Raw genomic sequence first — 22,655 nt, 5'->3', positions numbered from 1 at the left:
AATGGCCGCCCGTTTCATCAGGGCGCTACGGCGCCTATGGCTCACCGCCCCGCTGCTCGTGGCGCTGCCGCTATCGAGCCAGGCACAGGAAACGTTGACCTGGCTGGTGCGCGACCTGCCGCCGATGACTATCTTCGACGGCCCGCAAAAGGATCAGGGCAGCATTGATAAAATGCTGCCGTTATTGATCGAGCGCCTGCCGCAATATCGCCACCAGATCCTGCACGTCAATCGCGCCCGTGGCATCCAAATGCTCAATGCGCCCTCCTTCACCTGCGATCCCTCGCTGGTATGGACACCCGCGCGGGCCAAGAACATTGTCTTTTCCACACCGGCATTTGCCGTGTTGAGCAATGGCATCGCGATTCGCCGTAACCGACAGGACGCCCTGGCAAGCTATGTGGTTGACGGCAAATTCGATCTGGCGCGGTTTCTTGGTGCGCAGCAGACACGTCTTGGGATTGTCGCCGAGCGTAGCTATGGACCCGGGATTGACGAACAGTTGATCCACGCTGATCCACTGGAGCTGACCCCCCACTACGGCAACGATGCACTGGGCAGTTTGCTGCAGATGCAGCGCCTGGGGCGGCTGGAAGCGGTGTTGGGCTACTGGACGGAAATCCGCTACCAGGCCACGCAACAAGGCATGGATTCCCAGGACCTGGTGTTCTATCCGATCAAGGGCATGCCGCGTTATCAGCGGATCCATATCGGTTGCTCGAACACCGCGCTGGGACGCCAGGCCATCAGCCATATCAACCGCGAGTTGCAGAATATTCCCCAGACAGCGCTGCTTGAGTCCTACGCCAACAGGCTGGACCCGCTGATGCGCGAGCAATACCTCAGGGACAACCCGCGGTTTTTCAGCGAAACACCGCTGCCTTGATAAATTTTTGGCAAAAAGAAACCCCGAGCAGTGGGGAGACAACTCGGGGTTAAACGTGGCCTACAAAGACCAGTACAACAAGCTACAAGCACCGGAGCACAATGCTTGATCCTGCTGTTACAACGTCTGACTCGCCTTCCTGTAGGAAGTTTCCAAAGATAAAACTTTGTTCATGCCTGGACGGTGATGCGTGTCTGGGCGGCGTTGCGCAAGGCTGCGATCACCGAGGGTTCCAGGCGCCCTTCGGCGATTTTCAGGTCGCGGTGCAGGCAATCCACCACGTCCACCAGGGCGCGCTTGTCGGTCAATTGCCCGCGATCCACCTCGCGTTCAACCACGATAGCGCCCGTCGGGCTCTTCACCGTCACCAGGCACTCGCCGTGTACACCCGAGGTGGTCAGCGTGACCTGATAAGGGCTCAGCGCTTCACCGAGCAATAGGCTGATACTTTCCATCTCGATCACCACTCAATCATGAGAAAAAGAAATAACCACTGTAGGAACGCCGCCCGGAAACAAGCTCGCTCCTACAGGTAAATGACCGTCGTCCAAAGCACAAAGTTCGCCTTTGGGCTGAGTCAATCGAGCATGCATGGCAAATATGACAGAGAGAAAACAGCCGCTGACAGGCTAGAATCTCCTGATTATTGCCGGAGTCCACCGTGAGAGACGCGTCTGAACAGCCCTTGCGTATTGTCATCGCCGACGATCATCCGATTTTCCTGATCGGTTTGCGGGCAGTGCTGGAGCGCGATGAGCAGGTGCGCATCGTCGGTGAGGCCAACTCGCCCCAGGCCCTCGCGGCCCTGCTGCAACGCTGCCCCTGCGATGTACTGGTCACCGATTTCATGATGCCCGCCGAACCCCAGGCCGACGGCCTGCGCCTGATCGAGCACCTGCGCCGGCATTACCCCGACCTGCCCCTGGTGGTGGTGACCATGCTCAACAATGCCGGCCTGTTCAACTCGATCCTGGAGCTTGGGGTCATGGGCCTGTTGAGCAAGGCCAGCCTGGCCGACGAACTCCCCGAGGCCATCGCCCAGGTACGCCAGCGGCGGCCCTATGTGGCTCGCACTATCCAACAGGCCTTGGCCCTGGCAGGCGCAGTGGGGGCTGATCGCCTGCACTCGCAGCATCAGCTGTCACCCAGGGAACTGGAAGTGATCCGCTTGCTGGCAGGCGGCAAGACCGTGGGCGAGATTGCCGCCCACCTCAATCGCAGCAAGCAGACCGTCAGCGCACAGAAAGTCAGTGCCATGCGCAAGCTGGGGCTGATCAGTGATGCCGCGTTGTTCATCTACGTGCAGGAACACGGGTTGGCTTAGGTTTGCCACCTGAAGTCCTGCGCAGGATTTTCGACCGCTATCGCCGGCAAGCCGGCGCCTACAGGGCAATCGCGGTAGATTGCGCCAGCCAGTGTTGCAGCACCTGGGCGCTCATCGGATGGGCAATCAGGCAACCCTGTAGCCATGCCGACCCCAGCGCGCGCACCGCGTCGCGGTCGGCGGGGGTTTCAATCCCGGTCACCACCACGCCGACCCCCAGGTGCCCGGCCATGCTCATGGCGCCGGCAACCACCGAGCATTTGCGCTCGTCACCCGCCATCCCGCTGGCAAACGCCGGGGGAATCTTCAACTCGGTGAAGGGCAACTCCAGCAAACGCTGCAGGCTGGTACCGCCGATGCCGAAATCGCCAATGGACAGCTTGCAGCCGATCATCCGCAGGCGCAGCAACCCAGTGACATGGGCGCTGTCGGTCTTCAAGCGCGAGGTTTCCACCAGTTCCAGGGTGAGGTTGCGCGCGGGTACCGCATAGCGTTGCAGCAGCCCTTGCAGGGTCAGCGCGAAGTGCTCCTGCTCCAGCAGCCGCCCGGGAATGTTGACCGATACTGGCAGCTCCCGACCCGTGTCCCGGGTCACCTGGGCGCAAAGCTGCAACACCTGCTCCAGCACGTACCAGGTAAACGCCTGCTCCAGCCCCGCCAACTCCAGCAACGGCAGAAACTCACTGGGCATCAACTGGCCATGCTCCGGGTCTTGCCAGCGTGCCAACGCCTCCACGCCTTGCAGGTCACCGGCCTGGCTGACGATGGGCTGGTAGCAGACACTGGCGTAGCGCTCGATGGCCGCCTCGCCGACTTCGGCGCACAGTTGCTCGGTTGCGAACTCACTCACCCCCAGCATCTGGCGTGCGCGATCCCAGGACAACGCCTGCGGGCTAGGTCGCAAGCGCTGCCGGCACGCCTCGAGCATTTGCCCGATGGCAGTGGCGGAAGCCGGCTTGGGCATGCACCCCAGCACGTTGAGCCCCGCCTGGCGCGCCATATTGGCCACGCCATCCAGTACATCGGGATCGGCGTCGCTCAACAGGACCAGCACCTGGGCCTGGCCGTGTTCAGCCATTTCGCGGATCAGCCCCAGTGAGTCGCCATGCTCCAGATACAAATCGCAGATGGCGATATCCACCGGGCCCTTGCTCGCCAGCGACTGGCGGGCGACCTCAACGCTGTCGGCCGTGAGTACGTTGAACACGCCGTTAGCATTGAGCATCTGGTGCAGGGCCATGAGCTGGAACGGATGGTCTTCGAGAATCAGGACTTTGAGTGAGCGCATGGGAAACTCTGGGGCTACGTGCAAGATCGTTACATTAGCCAAAACCCGCGCAAGCCCCCATAGGACGCGTCCTATTCTTTCACCTATTATTCTTGCGCCTGTAGATAAGGCCGGATTTCTTGCTGCAACACCCCCATGGTCGCGGACAAGGTTTGCCAGTGCTGCGCCAGTTCATCGTCACGGTGCTCCCGGGCACTGGTTTCGAGGGCGATGCAGGCCTTGGCCAATGGCAGCGCATCCACCAGGCAACAAATGCCCTTGAGACGATGCAGGCTGGCCCGCAACTGCGCCAGGTCACGCTCGGCCATGGCGCTGCCCAACAAGCGGTGCTCGTGCTCAAGGTTGTTCGCCAGCTCCTGCAACATGCTTTGCAGGATCGGCCCGTCGGCCTGGGTCATCTTGCGCAGAGCCTGCAGGTCGAAGGCAGGTACGGCCGTGACCCGGGCCAATACCTGGGTCCATTGCTCCAGGGTCACCGGCTTGACCAGCAGCACATCCAAACCCGCCTGCCGGCCGCGCTGCCCTTCGTCTTCCTGGGCATCGGCGGTGCAACCCACCAACGCGCAACGCGGGCGCTGCTCCTGGGCTTCTATCTGGCGAATGGCCTCGGCCAGGGCATAACCCGACATACCCGGCATATGACAATCGGTCACCAGCACGTCGAACGCCTCGCTGCGCCAACGTTGCAACGCCGCCTCGGCACTATTGAGGGCCACCACCTGATGCCCGAGAAATTGCAACTGCTGGGCCAGCACCAGGCGGTTGGCCGGCAGGTCGTCGACAATCAGCACCGACAATGCCCGGCCCGGTGCCTGCACAGGCACGGCGGCGGCTGGCGCGGGCAGGTCGTCACTGCCGACCCGGTCCAGGCGCAGGTCGATGCACACGGTGGTGCCTTCGCCCAAGGCACTGTGCAGGGTGATCTCCCCCCCCATCAAGTCCACCAGTTGCTGGCAGATGCTCAAGCCCAACCCGGTGCCGCCATGCTCGGCCGCTGTCAGCGGGCTGCCCTGGATAAACGGCTTGAACACCCGGGCCTGCTGTTCAACGCTGATACCGGGCCCGGTGTCTTCGACGCACAGGTGCAGGTATTCGTGACCGTCACCATCCACCTGGCAGGCCACCCGCAGGCGCACTTCTCCGTGCTGCGTGAATTTCAGCGCATTGCCCAGCAGGTTATGCATGACCTGGCGCAGGCGTAGCGGGTCGAACCAATAGAAGCCTTGCGCCTGGGGATCAAACGCCAGGGTCAGGTGCAGGCCCTTTTTCTGCGCGGTGGCTTCAAACAGTCGCTGGATGCCTTCAAAGAAACCTTTCAGGTCGGTGGTCTGTGGCGCCAGTTGCAGGTGGCCGGCTTCGATCTTCGCCAGGTCCAGGCTATCGCCCATCAATGCGATCAGTTCCCGTGCCGAACGATGGGCCACCTGCAGCGCCTCGGAGACAGGCGCCCCCGAGGCCAGGGCGCGTTCCTGCTCCAGTTCGAGCAGGCCGATAATCGCCGTCATCGGTGTGCGGATCTCATGGCTGAGGTTCGACACAAAGGCGCTCTTGGCGTAGTTCGCGGCATCAGCGGCGCGCCGTGCGTCCATCAGTTGGGTTTCCAGGACCTTGCGCTCGTTGATATCCACCCAACCGCCAAGCAAGCCCTGCAACTGACCCTTGGCGTCATAAAACGGCACGGTCCATTGATAGACGTGGGCAATGCCGCCGTTGAACTCCAACTGGCGGTCGACAAACAACGACTGCTGTGTGGCCAGTTGCTCCATATGCCCGATATGCAGGCGCCAGGCCGTGGTGTCAGGCAGCACTGCGCTCTGTGGCAGGGTCAGGCCGCGAATCAGCTCCAGCCGGGTGGACATCTGTTGCTCATAGCTTTTGTTGCAGGTGACCAGGCGGCCAGCAAGATCGCGCACAAATACGGGGTTGGGAATACCGTCGAGCAAGGCCCGCTTGAAGGCCAACTGGTCATTGAGCCGCCGCTCGGCCTCGACCCGCTGGCGGATCTGGCGCTTGAGCCGGCTGTTCCAGACGAGCGACATCAGCACCAACAGCAGCGCCGTGGCGACCGTCCAGTAGGCCCACGACGGCACCCGCTGCCAGGCGGGCACCGGGACTGCCACCGCGCCCATCCAACGCAAGCGCAAAGCGCTCAGTTCGGCCACCGGCAAGGCCTCCAGGGCCTTGTTCAAAATACTCAGCAACTCGGGATGGTCCTTGCGTACGGCCAGGCTGTCACTGGACCACTTGCCATCGACGCTGCGACCGACCCGCAACTCATCGGTCGGGTAACTCTGTACCTCCACTTCACTCTGGATGGTCGCGTCGGCGTCTCCCCGGGCGACCAAGGCGCGGGCCTCGATGTAGTTGGGCACCAGGCGCAGGCGGATCTCTGGGTATTCGCGACGGATATAGGCCTCCAGCACATGCCGCGCGGGCAACGCCAAGACCTTGCCCGAGAGGTGGCTCAGGTTGATCACCGGCGGCGCATCGACCCGTTCGACAAACACCCAGCCGGCGCCGCCAAAACCATGGCTGAAATCGAGAAAGCGCCGGCGCTCGGTATTTTCCACGAGCGTGGTACTCATGTCCGCACCGTGGGTTTCCAGGAGTTCCAGGGTTTGCGCGGTAGAAAACACTTCCTCGAGGACAAACTGCACACCGGTCATGCGCGACAGGCGATTAAGCAGGTCGATATTCATCCCTACCCAACGGCCGTCTTTGTCCTTGAATACATACGGCGAGTATTGCTGGGCCGCCACCACTACCTGGGGATGGCGCAGCATCCAGGCCTGCTCGGCGGCGGTCAGGGGGATACGCTCACCGTCAACGTCCACCCCCAGGCCGGTGGTCCAGCGAGCGAGAATTTCGCGGCGTACCGAGTCATCGATGCTGTGCAGCGCGCGGTCCATCATCCGGCCCAACAAGGGGTCGGCCTGGCGCGTGGCGAAGGCAAAGCCAATCGGCGCCAGGCGGCTCTGCTCCTTGATCTGCATCCCCAGGTAGGGGCGCAGGGACTTGTAGGCGCGCACGATCACTTCATTGCCGATAAACGCATCCACATCGCCCTGGGCCAGGGCTTCCAGGCCGCTGTAGAGGTTGGGCGCGAGCATGATGTGGCTTTGCGGGTACGCCGCATGCACGTTCTTGACGTTGGCGTAGCCATCAAGCAACACGACTTTCTTATCCTTGAGATCGTCTTGCAGGACGTCGTCAGTCCGCACCACGACCACTGAACGATCCGGCATATAGTCCGGGGTAAAGGCCAGGCCGGGCACATCCCGCTCGTAGCCGTTGGCACTGGTGAGGATATCAATAGCGCCGCTGCGCAACGCCTCCACCGCCTGGGCCCGCTCTGCAAAACCCATCACTTGCATCGGCACGCCGAGCCGCGCGCCCACCAGGCTCAGGTAGTCGGCACTGATACCCTGGTAGCGATTGTGATCACGGGTGATATCGATGGGTTGGTAATCATCGATAGAGATCCCCACTTTCAAGGTGCGATGCTGTGCCAGCCACTGCCGTTCGGCGGGCGCCAGGGTCATGGGCGGCAGGGTGATAAACGCCGGCACCAGATTGAACGGCAGGCTGACGGCGGCCAGGCTGACGGGCAGTTGGCCGAGCAGGAGCAGGCTCAGTAGGCACTGGCGCCATCGGGTCGTGAACGGCACCTTGTGGGCTTCCTTGTTGGTTGTTATCGGGTGTGCTGCGGTAACCGCGCTTAAGGATCAACTCCCACCTGTGGCGAGGAGGCTTGCCCTCCGCTGGGCTGCGCAGCAGCCCCATTAAGACCTACTCAGTTTAATCAGATATACCGAGGTGGGGGTGTTGGGGCTGCTACGCAGCCCAGCGGGGGACAAGCCCCCTCGCCACAGGTGGTCAGCACCCCGCCCAAGAAAAACGGCGCTGGCCCATTTCTGGACAAGCGCCGTTTTCATCAAGCGAGTAGCGCTCCTGGTCTCAGAGCGGCTTCCCACGATTGCCATGCTGGCTGACAAACGCCTGGATGGCTTTGAGGTCGTTAGGCAGCACGGTGCAACGCTCTTCACGCTCGAACAGGTCAGCCAGGTGCGGCGGCAGTTCCAGGGCTTTGCCGACTCCGGCCTTCTGCACCGCCTCGGGGAATTTCACCGGGTGGGCCGTGCCGAGGATGACCATCGGGATATCCAAGCTACGGCGGCATTCGCGCGCGGCCTTGACGCCAATGGCGGTGTGCGGGTCCAGCAGTTCGCCGGTCTGGGCATAGACTTCGGCGATGGTCTCGCAGGTCTGGGCATCGTCCACCGCCAGGGAGTCGAACAGCTTGCGGGTTTCGGTCCAGCGCTCCTGGTCGACGCTGAAACCGCCACCCTGCTTGAAGCTGTCCATCAGGCCGGCCAGGGCTGCGCCGTTGCGACCGTGCATGTCGAACAGCAAACGCTCGAAGTTCGACGAGACCATGATGTCCATCGACGGCGACAGGGTCGCGTGCAGGGTTTCCTTGACGTACTGGTTGCCACTCATGAAGCGGTGCAGGATGTCGTTGCGGTTGGTGGCGACGATCAATTGGTTGATCGGCAGGCCCATGTTGCGCGCCAGGTAGCCGGCGAAGATATCGCCGAAGTTGCCGGTCGGCACCGAGAACGACACCGAACGCGCCGGCCCGCCCAGCTGCAGCGAGGCGTGGAAGTAGTAAACGATCTGGGCCATGATCCGCGCCCAGTTGATCGAGTTCACCGCTACCAGGCGCGTGCCCTTGAGGAAGCTCTGGTCGGCGAAGCTGGCCTTGACCATTTCCTGGCAGTCATCGAAGTTGCCTTCGACGGCGATGTTGTGGATGTTCTCGCCAAAGATAGTGGTCATCTGCCGGCGCTGCACGTCCGAGACACGGTTGTGCGGGTGCAGGATGAAAATGTCGACGTTTTCGCAGTGCTTGCAGCCTTCGATGGCCGCCGAGCCGGTATCACCGGAGGTGGCACCGATGATCACCACGCGTTCGCCGCGTTTCTCCAGCACGTAGTCCAGCAGGCGACCGAGCAGTTGCAGGGCGAAATCCTTGAACGCCAGGGTCGGGCCGTGGAACAGCTCCAGCACCCATTCGTTGCCGTTCAGTTGGCGCAACGGAGCGATGGCGTTGTGGGAGAACACGCCGTAGGTCTCTTCGAGGATCTTTTTGAAATCGGCATCGGGGATGCTGCCGGTGACGAACGGGCGCATGACCCGGAACGCCAGCTCGTGGTACGGCAGGCCGGCCCAGGAGGCGATTTCTTCCTGGGTGAAACGTGGCAGGTTTTCCGGCACGTACAGACCGCCGTCGGTGGCGAGGCCTGCGAGCAGGACGTCTTCGAAATTCAGGGCCGGTGCCTGGCCGCGGGTGCTGATGTAACGCATGACTGGCTCCTCTACAACATTCTTGAACAGAGGCCGCCGAACCTGCGGGGCCTCTGCAACCTATCGTTAGTTAAGGTGTTCGACGCGGATCCGTACCACCGGCCCGACCACGCCTTGCAAGGCTTCCAGGGCGGCGATGGCATCGTTCATGTGCTGTTCCAGCACACGGTGCGTCAGCAGGATCATGGGTACCAGGCCGTCGTGTTCTTCGACTTCCTTCTGCATGATCGACTCAATGTTGATACCGCGTTCCGAGAGGATGCTGGCCACCTGGGCCAACACGCCCGGATGATCCTTGGCCTGGATGCGCAGGTAGTAGGAGCTTTCGCAGGCTTCGATCGGCAGGATCGGGTGCGCCGACAACGAGTCTGGTTGGAAGGCCAGGTGCGGCACGCGGTTTTCCGGGTCGCTGGTCATGGCGCGGACCACGTCCACCAGGTCGGCAATCACCGAGGAAGCGGTCGGCTCCATGCCGGCGCCAGCGCCGTAGAACAGGGTCGAACCGGCGGCGTCGCCATTGACCATCACCGCGTTCATCACGCCATTGACGTTGGCGATCAGGCGATCGGCCGGGATCAGGGTCGGGTGTACGCGCAATTCGATACCGGCCGCGGTGCTGCGCGCCACGCCCAAGTGCTTGATGCGGTAGCCCAGGGCTTCGGCGTAGTTCACGTCGGCGGTGGTCAGCTTGGTGATGCCTTCGGTGTAGGCCTTGTCGAACTGCAGCGGAATGCCAAAGGCGATGGACGCCAGGATAGTCAGCTTATGCGCTGCGTCGATGCCCTCGACGTCAAATGTCGGGTCGGCTTCGGCGTAACCCAGGGCCTGGGCCTCGGCCAGCACGTCTTCGAAGGTACGGCCCTTCTCGCGCATTTCGGTCAGGATGAAGTTACCGGTGCCGTTGATGATGCCGGCTACCCAGTTGATGCGGTTGGCCGACAGGCCTTCACGGATCGCCTTGATCACCGGGATACCGCCGGCCACCGCTGCTTCGAACGCAACGATCACACCCTTCTCGCGGGCCTTGGCGAAGATTTCATTGCCGTGCACGGCAATCAGCGCCTTGTTGGCAGTGACCACATGCTTGCCGTTTTCGATGGCCTTGAGCACCAGCTCACGGGCGACGGTGTAGCCGCCCACCAGCTCGATGACGATATCGATTTCAGGGTTGGTGGCCACGTCGAAGACATCGTTGGTAATCGCAATACCGGTCGTTTGGTACTGAGGCTTTGGCGTACGCATGGCAATTTGTGCCACTTCAATCCCACGCCCTGCACGGCGGGAAATTTCCTCAGCATTACGCTGAAGTACGTTCAAGGTGCCGCCACCGACGGTCCCTAACCCACAGATGCCTACTTTGACCGGTTTCACTGAAGAACTCCCCATGAAACGGCCGACTCAAGGTCGGCCGTGAAAAACAGCCGCACAACTGCGGCTCGCTATTAATGACCCGTCGACTGCTCGGCGGGTCTGACCGTCAAAGGCTCGACGATACTGCTTATTTGGCACCCAACGCCAGTTTGGCGATTTGTGGTGCAGGCTGGTAGCCCGGAATGACCTGGCCGTCTGCCAAAACGATGGCCGGCGTACCGTTCACGCCGATCGACTGGCCCAGGTTGAACTGCTTGGACACTGGGTTGGCACAGGCAGCAGCCTTGATGTCCTTGCCGTCGACCATCTTGTCCATGGCGGCTTTCTTGTCAGCCGAACACCAGACCGCTTGCAACTGCTTGTCGCCCGGCGAACCCAGACCCTGGCGCGGGAACGCGACGTAGCGCACTTCGACGCCCATTTTGTTCAGCTCAGGCACTTCGGCGTGCAGTTTGTGGCAGTACGGGCAGGTGGTGTCGGTGAACACGGTGATGTGGGTCTTGGTCTCGCCAATGGCCGGATACACCACGGTTTCTGCAACCGGAATGCCGTTGATCAACTTGGACACGCCCAGGCGCTCGGCCTTCTCGGTGAGGTTGACCGGCTTGCCGTCTTTCAACTGGAACAGGTAGCCCTGGACGATGTACTGGCCGTCGGCACTGGCGTACAGCACGCGGCTGCCCTTGAGTTTGACTTCATACAGGCCGGCCATGGGGCTGGCGCTGATGCTTTCGACCGGGGTTTCGAGTTGGAGGCTTTCCAGACTCTTACGGATTGTCTTCTCGGCGGCGTCATCGGCGACGGCAAAGGTTGAGACCAACGCAATAGCTGCGGCGGCGAAAATCTGGGTCAAGCGCATGGGAACTCCTGAAGGCAGATGCAGGGACGAAGGCCAGGACGCCGATCTGGAAACACGGCTCGGGGCCGTCCCCTTTGCAAACCGGCAAAGCCTACCACAATTGGGCGCCAGGGCAGACGCCGGCGGCCAAATTGGGGCCTGTCAGCCCCTTGGGTGATGTTTGGCGTGCAGCTCCTGCAACCTTGCGCGCGCCACGTGGGTGTAAATCTGCGTGGTCGACAGATCGCTATGACCCAGCAACATCTGCACCACCCGCAAGTCCGCGCCGTGGTTGAGCAAATGGGTGGCGAACGCATGGCGCAGGGTGTGGGGGGACAGCGACTTGCCGATCCCGGCCACCTTGGCCTGGTGCTTGATGCGATGCCAGAAGGTCTGGCGGGTCATCTGCTCGCCGCGCAGGCTGGGAAACAGCACGTCACTGGGGCGCCCGCCGAGCAGTTCGCTGCGGGCATCGCGCATATAGCGCTCGACCCACACGATCGCCTCTTCACCCATGGGCACCAGGCGTTCCTTGCTGCCCTTGCCCATCACCCGTAACACGCCCTGGCGCAGGTTGACCTGCTCCAGGGTCAGGCTGATCAGCTCGGTGACGCGCAGGCCGCAGGCATACAACACCTCCAGCATGGCGCGGTCACGCTGGCCGATGGCCTCGCTCAGGTCGGGCGCGGCCAGCAGGGCTTCAACGTCGGCTTCCGACAGGGATTTGGGCAATGGCCTGCCGAGTTGCGGCATATCGACTTGCAGGGTCGGGTCGACCGCAATCAGCTTTTCCCGGAGCAAATAGCGATAAAACCCACGCACTCCCGAGAGAAATCGTGCGGTGGAGCGCGGTTTGTAGTTTTGTTCAAGGCGCCAGGCCAGGTGATCGAGGATCAACTCGCGCCCGGCTTGGCTGAGCTCGAGGTTTCTCTCCAATAGCCAGCCATTGAACAGAGCCAGGTCGCTGCGGTAGGACTGGCGAGTGTTGTCCGACAGGCCTTTTTCCAGCCAGAGGGCATCAAGGAAACGGTCGATCAGGGGGTGGTCAATGGCGGGCATGGGGGCTCAGGTTGATTACTTCGGTGTCTGGTAGATCCTATCGCAGGCAAGCCAGCTCCCACAGGGAAATACATGCCTTGCCTGCAAGAGCAGCGACGCGGTCTCAGGTCAGTCTACAAACCCTGGCAGCACCGGCACCGGACGCTTGTCGGCATCGATTGCCACAAAGCTGAACACACCCTGGATCGCCTTCTCGCGACCATCGGCACTCATGCTCTCGACAAACACTTGCACTTCTACCTTGAGGCTGGTGTTACCGACCTTGATCACCCGGCCAATCAGTTCGACGATGGAACCGGCCGGGATCGCGTGATTGAAGTCGATACGATCGGTAGAAACCGTCACCAACGGCAAGCGACAAAAACGCGTGGCGGTAATGAATGACACTTCATCCATCCACGCCAATGCAGTGCCGCCAAACAGCGTGTTGTGGTGGTTGGTGGTCGGAGGGAATACGGCCTTGGTTACATGGGTCACGGACAGGTCGGTGCGACGCTGGATTTCTTCGAGACGGGTGGTCATGAACGGGTTCCGGGCAAGTGGCAAATTTCAGGCACAAAAAAGCAGCCCGTAGGCTGCTTTTTTCTGCATCGGGAAGCTGGACTTAAGCCAGTTTTTCCTTGATGCGAGCTGCTTTACCGGACAGGTCACGCAGGTAGTACAGCTTGGCTTTACGTACGTCACCGCGACGTTTAACGGCCATGCTGTCGATTTGCGGGCTGTAGGTCTGGAAAGTACGCTCTACGCCAACACCGTTGGAGATTTTACGAACAGTGAAAGCACTGTTCACACCACGGTTACGCTTGGCGATAACTACGCCTTCGAACGCTTGCAGACGCGAACGGTCGCCTTCCTTCACTTTCACCTGAACGACAATGGTGTCGCCCGGGGCAAAGGTAGGGATCTCTTTGGTCATCTGCTCTGCTTCGAGTGCAAGGATGATTTTGTTAGTCATGCTGTGCTCCTAAGGTAAATCGTCGGATCTACCATCGATACGTTGTTAACTATCGTCCCGCCCGAGGATGTATTCCTCGAGCAGCTTCTTCTCTTCTCCAGAAAGCGAGCGGCTTTCCAGAAGATCGGCGCGTCGTTCATAGGTCCGACCAAGGGACTGCTGTAAACGCCAACGCCGGATGTGTGCGTGATTGCCACTTAGCAATACGTCGGGAACACGCTGATCCGCATACACCTCCGGTCGGGTGTAGTGCGGGCAATCCAGCAAACCATCCGTGAAGGAATCTTCCTCCGCGGAGTCCGCATGCCCTAAAGCTCCAGGCAGCAGTCGTGTAACCGCATCTATCAGGACCATCGCCGGCAGCTCACCGCCAGACAGGACATAGTCCCCAATCGACCACTCTTCATCGACATGAGCGTCAATAAAACGCTCGTCAATGCCTTCATAGCGACCGGCAATCAGGATCAGTGCTTCCTCATTCGCCAGTTCGCGTACCGCAGCCTGTTTCAGCTGGCGGCCTTGAGGGGACAGGTAAATTACCTTCGCCTTCTCCCCTGCTGCTGCCTTGGCCTGAACCAGGGCGTCTTCCAGGGGCTTGATCTTCATCACCATGCCCGGGCCACCGCCAAATGGGCGATCGTCCACAGTGTGATGTCGATCCGTCGTGTAGTCTCGCGGGTTCCAACAAGTGAGCTGCAAGAGCCCTTGTTTCACCGCCCGACTGGTGATGCCGTACTCGCTGATGGCGGAAAACATCTCGGGAAACAAACTGATCACTTCAATGCGCAAATTAGCCACGCTTAGAAGTCCGCATCCCATTCCACCTTCATCTCGCCCGCTGCCAGGTCGACGGCCAACACACATTGCTCGGTATAGGGCAACAGGCGTTCGCGATCATCCAGGCTGCCAGCGCAAGGCTTGACCACCATTACATCATTGGCGCCGGTTTCCAGAAGATGATCGATTTTCCCAAGCAATTGCCCGAGTTGATCAATAACCTTCAGACCTTCCAGCTGGTACCAGTAGTACTCGCCGTCGGTCAATTCAGGGAACAGGTTGCGCGGCACGCAGATCTCATAACCGGCCAGAAGACGTGCTTCTTCACGATCATCGAGACCCTTGAGCTTTGCGACCAGGAACTTGTCGTTCCCGCGTCCACTGACCAGCTCGACCTGTTTCACACTACCTTCGCGCTTGAGCGTCCAGGCCTTGTACTGCAACAGGTTTTCAGTCGGATCAGTAAAGGAATACACCTTCACTTCGCCGCGAACGCCATGAACAGAGTAAATCTTGCCGATAACGATCAAATCATCAGCAACAGCTGGCGTCGCGTTCATATTGCTCAGGCTGCGGCCTTAGCCGAGTCCTTCAACAACTTGGCAACACGCTCGGAAGGCTGTGCACCAACGCTCAGCCAGTAGGCTACGCGCTCTTGGTTCACGGACAGACGAACTTCTTGACCACGAGCAACAGGGTTGAAGAAACCAACCTGTTCCTTGTGCGAACCGTCACGCGGGTTGCGGCTGTCGGTTACGGTCAAGTGGTAAAACGGGCGCTTTTTGGAGCCGCCAAGGGCAAGACGGATTGTTAGCATGTGAACATCGTTCCTGTAGTCGGTGCTGCAAATCTAAATGCACAGCGGGCATGGGTGCCCGAAAGGCCGCATATTCTAAGGAATATCCGGACTTTTGCAAATGTCTTTTTCCGGCGCCTGACCGCGTGCCATTCAGATCTGCTATAGAGCCGTCGGTTAAAACGGCGAGTCAGCTCCCGCCAACGGCGGGTTTGCTGGAGATCCCACGTCCCTGTGGGTCTGCACAAGAGCGAACTCTTGCGCGAATTCTTTACATCTTCGGCATGCCACGACCGGGCATCATACCGCCCATGCCGCGCATCATTTTGGCCATGCCGCCTTTGGCCGAGAATTTCTTCATCATCTTTTGCATTTGCTTGTGCTGCTTGATCAAGCGACCAATGTCCTGCACCTGGGTGCCGGAACCCATGGCGATCCGACGCTTGCGCGAACCGCTGATCAGCTCAGGGTCGCGGCGCTCGGCCGGGGTCATGGAGTTGATGATGGCTTCCATCTGCTTGAACTGCTTCTCTGCCGCACCCTGGGCATTGCCCATTTGCGCCAGGTTCACGCCGCCGATGTTCGGCAGTTTGTCCATCAGGCCGCCGAGGCCGCCCATGTTCTTCATCTGTTGCAGCTGGTCACGGAAGTCTTCGAGGTCGAAGCCCTTGCCCTTCTTCAGCTTCTTGGCCAGTTTGTCGGCCTTGTCCTTGTCGAGGGTCTGTTCGGCCTGCTCGATCAGGCTGAGCACGTCGCCCATGCCGAGGATACGCGAGGCGATACGCTCAGGGTGGAACGGCTCGAGCGCTTCGGTCTTCTCGCCCATACCGATGAACTTGATCGGCTTGCCGGTGATTGCGCGCACCGACAGTGCGGCACCGCCACGGGCATCACCGTCGACCTTGGTCAGGATCACGCCGGTCAGCGGCAGTGCATCACCAAAGGCCTTGGCGGTGTTGGCCGCATCCTGGCCGGTCATGGCATCGACCACGAACAGCGTTTCTACCGGGTTGATCGCGGCATGCAGCGCCTTGATCTCGCCCATCATCTCTTCATCGATGTGCAGGCGACCGGCGGTATCGACGATCACCACGTCGATGAACTTGAGCTTGGCTTCTTTAATAGCCGCGTTGGCGATGTCGACCGGCTTCTGGCTCAGGTCGGACGGGAAGAATGTCACGCCGATTTCACCGGCGAGCATTTCCAGCTGCTTGATCGCGGCCGGACGGTATACGTCGGCCGAGACCACCATCACGGACTTTTTCTTGCGCTCTTTGAGGAAGCGCGCCAGCTTGGCAGCGGTGGTGGTCTTACCCGCACCCTGCAAACCGGCCATCAGCACAACGGCCGGCGGCACGGCGCTGAGGTTCAGGTCTTCGTTGGCCGCGCCCATCAGGCTTTCGAGTTCGGCCTGGACGACCTTCACAAAGGCCTGGCCCGGCGTCAGGCTGCGGGACACTTCAGTGCCGACCGCACGTTCCTTGACCGAGTTGACGAAATCCTTGACCACAGGCAAGGCAACGTCGGCTTCCAGCAATGCCATGCGCACTTCGCGCAGGGTGTCTTTAATATTGTCCTCGGTCAGCTTGGCCTTGCCGGTGACATGGCGCAGCGTCTGCGAGAGACGGTCAGTCAGATTTTCAAACATGCGCGATCCTTTCAGGCCCTATTCATCGAAATGCATTGGTAGACCGAGGTAATGGCGGCCCAGGCTGTGATAAATCGCTATTAAAAACAGCGCTCGGCGAGCCTGCGGCGTGGGCAGGTCGCGGATTATAGCGAAGACTGCCGCCATGCACACCCGCTGTCTGGCCCGGTGGTCTTTCGTGGAACGCAGGTGTGTGCCAAACTCATCGGCTTTCGGGCTTGCCTAACAGGATTTATGCTCCCTTTGTCACCCAGTTTGCTACCCAGTCTCGCCGCCGCACTCTTGTATGCCGCTGCGACCCTCTATCAGGGCACCCGCCTGGCTCAACGCGCCAGGGCGGACAAACGCCTGCTGGCCGGGCTTGGCGTGCTCGCCTTGCTGGCCCACGCCGCCAGCCTGTTCACCCACCTGATGACGCCGGTGGGCCTGGGCCTGGACTTTTTCAGCGCCGCCAGCCTGATTGCCGCCGCGGTCATCGCCTTGACGCTGCTCGCCTGTGCGCGGATCCCGGTGGAGAACCTGCTGTTGCTGCTCTTCCCCCTGGGGATGCTGACGGTGCTGCTGGCGCAATTCGCCCCCACCGGCACCGTGCAGGTGATCGATGAGGAGCCGGGCATCCTCGCCCATATCCTGTTGTCGATCCTCGCCTACGGCATGTTCACCATCGCGGTGTTCCAGGCTTTGCTGCTGCTTTTGCAGGACCACCAGCTAAAGCACAAGCATCCTTCGGGGCTGATCAAGAACTTCCCGCCGCTGCAGACCATGGAAAGCCTGCTGTTCGGCTTCCTGTGGGCCGGCTGGACGCTGCTGTCGCTGTCGCTGATTTCCGGCTGGCTGTTCGTCGAGAACCTGTTCGCCCAGCATCTGGTCCACAAGACCCTGCTGGCTTGCCTGGCCTGGGTGGTGTTCAGCGTGCTGCTGTGGGGCCGCAATCGCCTGGGCTGGCGTGGGCACAAAGCGATCCGCTGGACCCTGGCCGGTTTCTGCCTGCTGATGCTGGCGTATTTCGGCAGCAAGCTGGTTCGCGAATTCATCCTGCATATCTGACGGGCAACGATCATGGACAACTTGCCCCTTGAGCCAATGCTCGCGGTAGTCGCGCTGCTGGTGTTGTGGTCGGCGCTGTTTACCGCCATCGAAGCCGCCCAGCATCATTTGCTGGCCCTGCGCCCTGGTACACGCCAGGGCGACAAGGCCGCTGCCCGCCTCAGCTTCCCGCGCAACAGCCTGATCCTGTGCAACACCCTGTGCCGCGCGGTGGTGGTCATTCTCTGCACCCTGCTGGCGATCCATGTCTGGGCCGAAAACGGTCCCTGGCTCGGCTGGCTGATCTCCAGCGGGCTGTTGCTGGTACTGGCCGACTACCTGCCCCGCACCCTGGCCACCCGCTATCCGCACGCGGTGCTGGGGTTTGGCAATACACTGCTGGGCATCCCGCTAAAGATCCTCTACCCCCTGGCCTGGGTGCTCAATGGCATCAGCCTCCTGCTGCTGCGCCCTTTCGCCCGCAAGTCGGGGATCGTCAAGAATAGCGACGAGCCTCAGCCCGACCGCTCCGACGAGCAGGCCACGGACGACAGTGAAGACCGCGCCCCGGGCATGCCCGGCATCCACGCCCTGGACAACATCACCGTCAATGACATCCTGGTGCCACGCAGTGAAGTCGACGGCATCAACCTCGATGACCCTATCGAAGACATCATCGAACAGCTGCGCACCTCCCAGCGCACACGCCTGCCGGTGTTCCACAGCGATATCAACCAGGTCGAGGCGGTGCTCAACACCCGCCAGATCCAGCACTTGCTGCCCGACGCCAGCCTGACCAAGGACGCCCTGCTCGCGGCTTGCCACGAGCCGTACTTCGTGCCGGAGAGCACGCCGCTGCAGCTGCAATTGCTGAACTTCCACAAACAGCAACGCCGCCTGGGCATGGTGGTGGACGAATATGGCGAAGTGCTGGGCATCGTCACCCTGGAAGACATCCTGGAAGAAATCGTCGGCGAATTCGAAAGCGAACAGAGCCTGGACAACCCGCTGATCCAGCCCCAGCCAGACGGTCGCTACGTGATTGATGGCGCGGTGTCGATCCGCGAACTCAACAAGTGCCTGGGCTGGCACCTGCCCAGCGACGGCCCCAAGACCCTCAACGGCCTGGTGACCGAAGCGCTGGAAACCATTCCCGATTGCGCGGTGTGCCTGAAAATCGGCCGCTATCGCCTGGAAATCCTCGAGACCGAGGACAACCGGGTGAGCAAGGTACTGATCTGGCATATAGGCTCGGCACCGATAGCCACCTGACTCACCGCGGCTGGGCTTGTGTGGGAGCGGGCTTGCCCGCGATAGCATCACCTCGGTATCACTGATACACCGAGGCGCCTGCATCGCGGGCAAGCCCGCATTTGATCTCCTGCGTTCGCACCTCTTGTTGTATCCGCGCGCGCCTTCCTATAATCGATCCCGCTTACCCAAGCCCCGCCCGACCGCGTGCTATCCGCACTGAGCGTGTCCAGGCACCGCTTTATCGTGTCTGACCGGTACTCGCTCCCATCCCGAGCCGATGCCGCGCAATGCCCTGATCCATGGGTGCAAGACCAATAATAATCCGCGCCAAAGGCGCAATGACCATCAGGGATACCTCAATGAGCACCACCTATAACGAGGCCGCTCCCGCCGCCCCGACCAACTCGACCAGCCGCGTCGCGACCGCGAGCATCATCGGCACGGCCATCGAGTTCTACGACTTCTATATCTACGCCACGGCCGCTGCGCTGGTGATCGGCCCGGTGTTCTTCCCGCAGAGTTCCGGCACCGCGCAGATGCTGGCGGCGTTCCTGACCTTCGGTATCGCGTTTATCGCCCGGCCATTGGGCTCGGCGCTGTTCGGCCATTTCGGTGACCGCATCGGGCGCAAATCGACGCTGGTGGCCTCGTTGCTGCTGATGGGCGTGTGCACCACCTTGATCGGCTTGCTGCCGGGCTACGACACCATTGGCGCCTGGGCACCGATCCTGTTGTGTGTGCTGCGTTTCGGCCAGGGCCTGGGCCTGGGCGGGGAATGGGGCGGCGCCGCCCTGCTGGCCACCGAGAACGCACCCAAGGGCAAGCGCGCCTGGTTCGGCATGTTCCCGCAGTTGGGGCCTTCCATTGGTTTCCTGGCGGCCAATGGGCTGTTTCTGATCCTGGCGATGAACCTGGATGATGAGCAATTCCGCAGCTGGGGCTGGCGCATTCCGTTCCTGCTCAGCGCCGCGCTGGTGATGGTGGGCCTGTATGCACGCCTGAAACTGCACGAAACCCCGGTATTCGCCAACGCCGTGGCCAAGGAAAAACCGGTGAAAGTGCCGTTGGTGGAGCTGTTCAGCCAGCATTGGCTGCAGGTGCTGCTGGGCGCCGCGGCGATGGTGGTGTGTTATGCGCTGTTCTATATCACCACGGCATTTTCCCTGAGCTACGGTGTGAGCACCCTGGGTTACAGCCGCGAAACCTTCCTCGCCCTGCTGTGCTTTGCCGTGCTGTTCATGGGCGCCGCCACGCCGCTGGCGGCCCTGGCCAGTGACCGTTACGGGCGCAAGCCGGTGCTGATCGTCGGTGCGGTGCTGGCAATTCTCTCGGGCTTCACCATGGAACCGTTGCTGACCCATGGCTCGACCTGGGCGGTGGCGTTGTTCCTGTGCCTGGAACTGTTCCTGATGGGCGTGACATTTGCACCGATGGGGGCATTGTTGCCGGAATTGTTTCCGACACGCGTGCGTTATACCGGGGCTTCGGCGGCGTATAACCTGGGCGGGATCGTCGGGGCTTCGGCCGCACCGTTCTTTGCGACCAAACTGGTGGCAATGGGTGGGCTGAGTTATGTCGGCGGGTATGTGTCGGCGGCAGCGTTGCTGAGTTTGATTGCGGTGCTGTGCCTGAAAGAGACGCGGGATAATGATTTGAACAAGGTCGCCTGATAGACCGCTATCGCGGGCAAGCCCGCTCCCACACTGGGAATGTATTCCAAATGTGGGAGCGGGCTTGCCCGCGATGCTTTTAGAGCTCTACAACCACTGCCTGCGAGGCACGGGTCGCCTTGGCCCGGGCAGCCTCGATCGACTCATCCCGCGCCAACGCCACGCCCATGCGGCGCTGGCCATTCACTTCTGGCTTGCCGAACAGACGCAGCGCGGTATCTGGCTCGCTGAGGGCTGCGCCGAGGTTGGCGAAAGCGGTTTGGGTCGACTGCCCTTCCACCAGGATCACCGACGATGCCGATGGCCCGAACTGACGGATCAACGGAATCGGCAAGCCCAGGATCGCCCGCGCATGCAGGGCAAACTGCGACAGGTCCTGGGAGATCAAGGTCACCAGGCCCGTGTCGTGGGGGCGCGGCGAAACTTCGCTGAACCACACCTGATCACCCTTGATGAACAACTCGACACCAAACAGGCCACGACCACCCAGGGCCTCGGTCACGGCTTTGGCGACGCGCTCGGATTCAGCCAGTGCCGCCGGGCTCATGGCCTGGGGCTGCCAGGACTCCTGGTAGTCGCCCTTTTCCTGGCGGTGACCCACTGGCGCGCAGAAGGTGGTGCCACCCACGTGACGCACGGTCAGCAGGGTGATTTCGTAGTCGAAATCGATAAATCCTTCGATGATCACCCGGCCCTTACCGGCGCGGCCGCCTTCCTGGGCGTAGTCCCAGGCTTTCTGCACATCATCGGCACTGCGCAACAGGCTCTGGCCCTTGCCCGACGAACTCATCACCGGCTTGACCACACATGGGAAACCCAGGTCTTCGACGGCCTTGCGGTAGTCTTCGACGGTGTCGGCAAAGTGGTACGGCGAGGTCGGCAGGTCCAGCTCTTCAGCGGCCAGGCGGCGGATGCCCTCGCGGTTCATGGTCAACAGCGCCGCGCGGGCGGTGGGGATCACGGTAAAGCCTTCGGCCTCCAGCTCCACCAGGGTGCCGGTGGCGATGGCTTCGATTTCCGGGACGATGAAAAGCGGTTTTTCCGCTTCGATCACCGCACGCAGGGCCGCGCCATCGAGCATGTTGATCACATGGCTGCGATGCGCCACCTGCATGGCCGGCGCGTTGGCGTAGCGATCCACGGCAATCACTTCAACGCCCAGGCGTTGCAGCTCGATTACCACTTCCTTGCCCAGCTCACCGCAGCCACACATCAATACGCGGGTCGCGGTTGGCGACAATGGAGTTCCGATTCGGGTCATCTCAGGTCCTCAGGGGAGCGGATCAGGGGGAGAAAGGCCGGCATTTTACATGAACCGCAGGCGTTGGCCTCAGTTGGCGACACGCTGGCGACGCAAACGCCAGGCCATGGCCAGCCACACCACGGTGACCCCCGCAAATTTCGAGGCCAGGGCGGTGCCGACCACAGCGGGCGTCAACGCGCCGATCAGGCCAAAAAAGATAAAGGTATCGAGGGGAATACTCAGCGCCGAACTGATCCACAGCCGGTCATGCAATGGGCGCTTGGTGATGCTGAAAACCAGCCAGTCGATGCACTCGGACACCGCGAACGCCGTGGCACTGGCCAAGGCGATAGACGGATCGGAGGTGATATAGGACAGCACCAGCGCCGCGAGCATGGCGATGATCGCCCCGTGGCCGAAGCGGGTTTGCACCATGTCACGCAGGATAAACACCAGGCCACCCCAGGCGGACCAGATGACATCCAGATGCGGGGCAGTGGAAAAGGCGAAGTTGATCAGCACAACGCTGCTGATATAGGCGATCAGGAAGAGCATGGGGCGATGGACCTGTGGGCAAGGGCCACAGGGTACTGCACAAGAAACCCTGTGGCGAGCGGGCCTGTTGTGACCACTGAACCTATTGTGGCGAGCGGGCTTGCCCCGCGCTGGGCTGCGTAGCAGCCCTAAAGACAGGCGCTGCGGTTTACCTGAACGTCCGCGGAGGTTTTATTGGGGCTGCTGCGCAGCCCAGCGCGGGCGATGCGGCGTTCCGACAAGCCCGCTCGCCACAGAGGCCCTCTCCAAGCGCCCTAGGTACTCCAGACACACCGCGTCAGCCGGCGACAGCTCATCAGCTATTTTTGTGGCCAACGGACTTGTTGTGACCACTGGACCTATTGTGGCAAGCCCGCTCGCCACAGAGGCCCTCTCCAAGCGCCCTAGGTACTCCAGACACACCGCGCCAGCCGGCGACAGCTCAACAGTTATTTTTGTGGCCAGCGGACTTGTTGTGACCACTGGACCTAATGTGGCGAGCGGGCTTGCCCCGCGCTGGGCTGCGTAGCAGCCCTAAAGACAGGCGCTGCGGTTTACCTGAACGTCCGCGGAGGTTTTATTGGGGCTGCTGCGCAGCCCAGCGCGGGCGATGCGGCGT

Annotated in this window: 20 protein-coding genes; 5 read left to right on the top strand and 15 right to left on the bottom strand. The window is 61.3% G+C overall.

Features of this window, described 5'->3' with window-relative positions; all coding sequences use genetic code 11:
• Position 1: 1 nt before the first annotated feature.
• Entirely contained in the window at positions 2 to 886 is an 885-nt protein-coding gene (locus tag FIV38_RS16400; RefSeq protein ID WP_092233895.1) for a TIGR02285 family protein, read from the top strand.
• Between the two features lie 170 nt (positions 887 to 1,056).
• Here FIV38_RS16400 and FIV38_RS16395 read toward each other — a convergent pair whose 3' ends face one another.
• On the bottom strand, positions 1,057 to 1,341 hold the full coding sequence (locus FIV38_RS16395) for a DUF3509 domain-containing protein (protein ID WP_070994768.1): 285 nt from the start codon (positions 1,339 to 1,341) through the stop codon (positions 1,057 to 1,059).
• Between the two features lie 206 nt (positions 1,342 to 1,547).
• On the opposite strand from FIV38_RS16395, the gene FIV38_RS16390 reads away from it, so the two are divergent.
• Positions 1,548 to 2,210, top strand: coding sequence for a response regulator (locus FIV38_RS16390; RefSeq protein WP_029296289.1), 663 nt, complete (start codon positions 1,548 to 1,550; stop codon positions 2,208 to 2,210).
• Between the two features lie 58 nt (positions 2,211 to 2,268).
• On the opposite strand, the gene FIV38_RS16385 is transcribed toward FIV38_RS16390, so the two are convergent.
• The 12 genes from FIV38_RS16385 to ffh all read right to left on the bottom strand — a co-directional run bounded on the left by FIV38_RS16385 (position 2,269) and on the right by ffh (position 16,309).
• Positions 2,269 to 3,498, bottom strand: a complete 1,230-nt coding sequence (locus FIV38_RS16385; RefSeq protein WP_092233892.1) for an EAL domain-containing response regulator — start codon at positions 3,496 to 3,498, stop codon at positions 2,269 to 2,271.
• 86 nt (positions 3,499 to 3,584) lie between these two features.
• Positions 3,585 to 7,166: an ATP-binding protein gene (locus FIV38_RS16380; RefSeq protein WP_235860986.1), complete on the bottom strand. Its 3,582-nt coding sequence runs from the start codon at positions 7,164 to 7,166 to the stop codon at positions 3,585 to 3,587.
• A 289-nt stretch (positions 7,167 to 7,455) separates the two neighbouring features.
• Positions 7,456 to 8,865, bottom strand: coding sequence for a threonine synthase (gene thrC, locus FIV38_RS16375; protein ID WP_029296283.1), 1,410 nt, complete (start codon positions 8,863 to 8,865; stop codon positions 7,456 to 7,458).
• 66 nt (positions 8,866 to 8,931) lie between these two features.
• A complete protein-coding gene (locus FIV38_RS16370; protein WP_029296281.1) occupies positions 8,932 to 10,236 on the bottom strand; it encodes a homoserine dehydrogenase in 1,305 nt (434 codons plus the stop codon).
• A 127-nt stretch (positions 10,237 to 10,363) separates the two neighbouring features.
• Entirely contained in the window at positions 10,364 to 11,095 is a 732-nt protein-coding gene (locus tag FIV38_RS16365; protein WP_029296279.1) for a thioredoxin fold domain-containing protein, read from the bottom strand.
• A 141-nt stretch (positions 11,096 to 11,236) separates the two neighbouring features.
• Positions 11,237 to 12,133, bottom strand: coding sequence for a site-specific tyrosine recombinase XerD (gene xerD / locus FIV38_RS16360; protein ID WP_092233889.1), 897 nt, complete (start codon positions 12,131 to 12,133; stop codon positions 11,237 to 11,239).
• 108 nt (positions 12,134 to 12,241) lie between these two features.
• A complete protein-coding gene (locus FIV38_RS16355; RefSeq protein ID WP_070994760.1) occupies positions 12,242 to 12,655 on the bottom strand; it encodes an acyl-CoA thioesterase in 414 nt (137 codons plus the stop codon).
• A gap of 82 nt (positions 12,656 to 12,737) precedes the next feature.
• Positions 12,738 to 13,088 carry a 50S ribosomal protein L19 gene (gene rplS, locus FIV38_RS16350; RefSeq protein ID WP_003175895.1) on the bottom strand — a complete coding sequence of 117 codons (351 nt, stop codon included), beginning with the start codon at positions 13,086 to 13,088 and terminating at the stop codon, positions 12,738 to 12,740.
• 45 nt (positions 13,089 to 13,133) lie between these two features.
• Positions 13,134 to 13,907: a tRNA (guanosine(37)-N1)-methyltransferase TrmD gene (trmD, locus tag FIV38_RS16345; RefSeq protein WP_169852258.1), complete on the bottom strand. Its 774-nt coding sequence runs from the start codon at positions 13,905 to 13,907 to the stop codon at positions 13,134 to 13,136.
• A complete protein-coding gene (rimM, locus tag FIV38_RS16340; protein WP_092233886.1) occupies positions 13,889 to 14,425 on the bottom strand; it encodes a ribosome maturation factor RimM in 537 nt (178 codons plus the stop codon). Before rimM ends, trmD begins: the two co-directional genes overlap by 19 nt.
• Positions 14,426 to 14,430: 5 nt before the next feature.
• A complete protein-coding gene (rpsP, locus tag FIV38_RS16335; RefSeq protein WP_003175899.1) occupies positions 14,431 to 14,682 on the bottom strand; it encodes a 30S ribosomal protein S16 in 252 nt (83 codons plus the stop codon).
• A gap of 250 nt (positions 14,683 to 14,932) precedes the next feature.
• Positions 14,933 to 16,309 carry a signal recognition particle protein gene (ffh, locus tag FIV38_RS16330; protein ID WP_029296179.1) on the bottom strand — a complete coding sequence of 459 codons (1,377 nt, stop codon included), beginning with the start codon at positions 16,307 to 16,309 and terminating at the stop codon, positions 14,933 to 14,935.
• Positions 16,310 to 16,543: 234 nt separating this feature from the next.
• On the opposite strand from ffh, the gene FIV38_RS16325 reads away from it, so the two are divergent.
• From FIV38_RS16325 to FIV38_RS16315, 3 genes are all read left to right on the top strand, one after another.
• Positions 16,544 to 17,356 (top strand): cytochrome C assembly family protein, encoded by an 813-nt coding sequence (locus tag FIV38_RS16325; RefSeq protein WP_029296177.1) that lies wholly within the window; start codon positions 16,544 to 16,546, stop codon positions 17,354 to 17,356.
• Between the two features lie 12 nt (positions 17,357 to 17,368).
• Complete coding sequence (locus FIV38_RS16320; RefSeq protein WP_029296176.1) at positions 17,369 to 18,607, top strand: HlyC/CorC family transporter; 1,239 nt, start codon at positions 17,369 to 17,371, stop codon at positions 18,605 to 18,607.
• Between the two features lie 341 nt (positions 18,608 to 18,948).
• A complete protein-coding gene (locus tag FIV38_RS16315) occupies positions 18,949 to 20,259 on the top strand; it encodes an MFS transporter (RefSeq protein ID WP_029296174.1) in 1,311 nt (436 codons plus the stop codon).
• A 79-nt stretch (positions 20,260 to 20,338) separates the two neighbouring features.
• Here the strand turns inward: FIV38_RS16315 and purT are convergent, their stop codons facing one another.
• Both purT and FIV38_RS16305 read right to left on the bottom strand, forming a co-directional pair.
• The gene (gene purT, locus FIV38_RS16310; RefSeq protein ID WP_092233883.1) at positions 20,339 to 21,520 is read right to left on the bottom strand and encodes a formate-dependent phosphoribosylglycinamide formyltransferase; all 1,182 of its coding nucleotides are present in this window, start codon (positions 21,518 to 21,520) and stop codon (positions 20,339 to 20,341) included.
• Between the two features lie 69 nt (positions 21,521 to 21,589).
• A complete protein-coding gene (locus FIV38_RS16305) occupies positions 21,590 to 22,057 on the bottom strand; it encodes a VUT family protein (protein ID WP_029296170.1) in 468 nt (155 codons plus the stop codon).
• Positions 22,058 to 22,655 lie beyond the last annotated feature (598 nt).

Source organism: Pseudomonas proteolytica, from assembly GCF_007858275.1.
GTDB lineage: Bacteria > Pseudomonadota > Gammaproteobacteria > Pseudomonadales > Pseudomonadaceae > Aquipseudomonas > Aquipseudomonas proteolytica.
Note: the sequence above shows the minus strand (reverse complement) of the source record. Positions and strands in the feature narration are given on the sequence as shown.

Bases quoted from the DNA above. Each gene is read 5' to 3' on its own strand.
- FIV38_RS16400 (WP_092233895.1), top strand. From the start codon at position 2: ATGGCCGCCCGTTTCATCAGGGCGCTACGGCGCCTATGGCTCACCGCC.
- FIV38_RS16395 (WP_070994768.1), bottom strand. From the start codon at position 1,341: ATGGAAAGTATCAGCCTATTGCTCGGTGAAGCGCTGAGCCCTTATCAG.
- FIV38_RS16385 (WP_092233892.1), bottom strand. From the start codon at position 3,498: ATGCGCTCACTCAAAGTCCTGATTCTCGAAGACCATCCGTTCCAGCTC.
- thrC (WP_029296283.1), bottom strand. From the start codon at position 8,865: ATGCGTTACATCAGCACCCGCGGCCAGGCACCGGCCCTGAATTTCGAA.
- FIV38_RS16365 (WP_029296279.1), bottom strand. From the start codon at position 11,095: ATGCGCTTGACCCAGATTTTCGCCGCCGCAGCTATTGCGTTGGTCTCA.
- xerD (WP_092233889.1), bottom strand. From the start codon at position 12,133: ATGCCCGCCATTGACCACCCCCTGATCGACCGTTTCCTTGATGCCCTC.
- FIV38_RS16355 (WP_070994760.1), bottom strand. From the start codon at position 12,655: ATGACCACCCGTCTCGAAGAAATCCAGCGTCGCACCGACCTGTCCGTG.
- rplS (WP_003175895.1), bottom strand. From the start codon at position 13,088: ATGACTAACAAAATCATCCTTGCACTCGAAGCAGAGCAGATGACCAAA.
- trmD (WP_169852258.1), bottom strand. From the start codon at position 13,907: ATGGGATGCGGACTTCTAAGCGTGGCTAATTTGCGCATTGAAGTGATC.
- rimM (WP_092233886.1), bottom strand. From the start codon at position 14,425: ATGAACGCGACGCCAGCTGTTGCTGATGATTTGATCGTTATCGGCAAG.
- rpsP (WP_003175899.1), bottom strand. From the start codon at position 14,682: ATGCTAACAATCCGTCTTGCCCTTGGCGGCTCCAAAAAGCGCCCGTTT.
- ffh (WP_029296179.1), bottom strand. From the start codon at position 16,309: ATGTTTGAAAATCTGACTGACCGTCTCTCGCAGACGCTGCGCCATGTC.
- FIV38_RS16325 (WP_029296177.1), top strand. From the start codon at position 16,544: ATGCTCCCTTTGTCACCCAGTTTGCTACCCAGTCTCGCCGCCGCACTC.
- FIV38_RS16320 (WP_029296176.1), top strand. From the start codon at position 17,369: ATGGACAACTTGCCCCTTGAGCCAATGCTCGCGGTAGTCGCGCTGCTG.
- FIV38_RS16315 (WP_029296174.1), top strand. From the start codon at position 18,949: ATGAGCACCACCTATAACGAGGCCGCTCCCGCCGCCCCGACCAACTCG.
- purT (WP_092233883.1), bottom strand. From the start codon at position 21,520: ATGACCCGAATCGGAACTCCATTGTCGCCAACCGCGACCCGCGTATTG.
- FIV38_RS16305 (WP_029296170.1), bottom strand. From the start codon at position 22,057: ATGCTCTTCCTGATCGCCTATATCAGCAGCGTTGTGCTGATCAACTTC.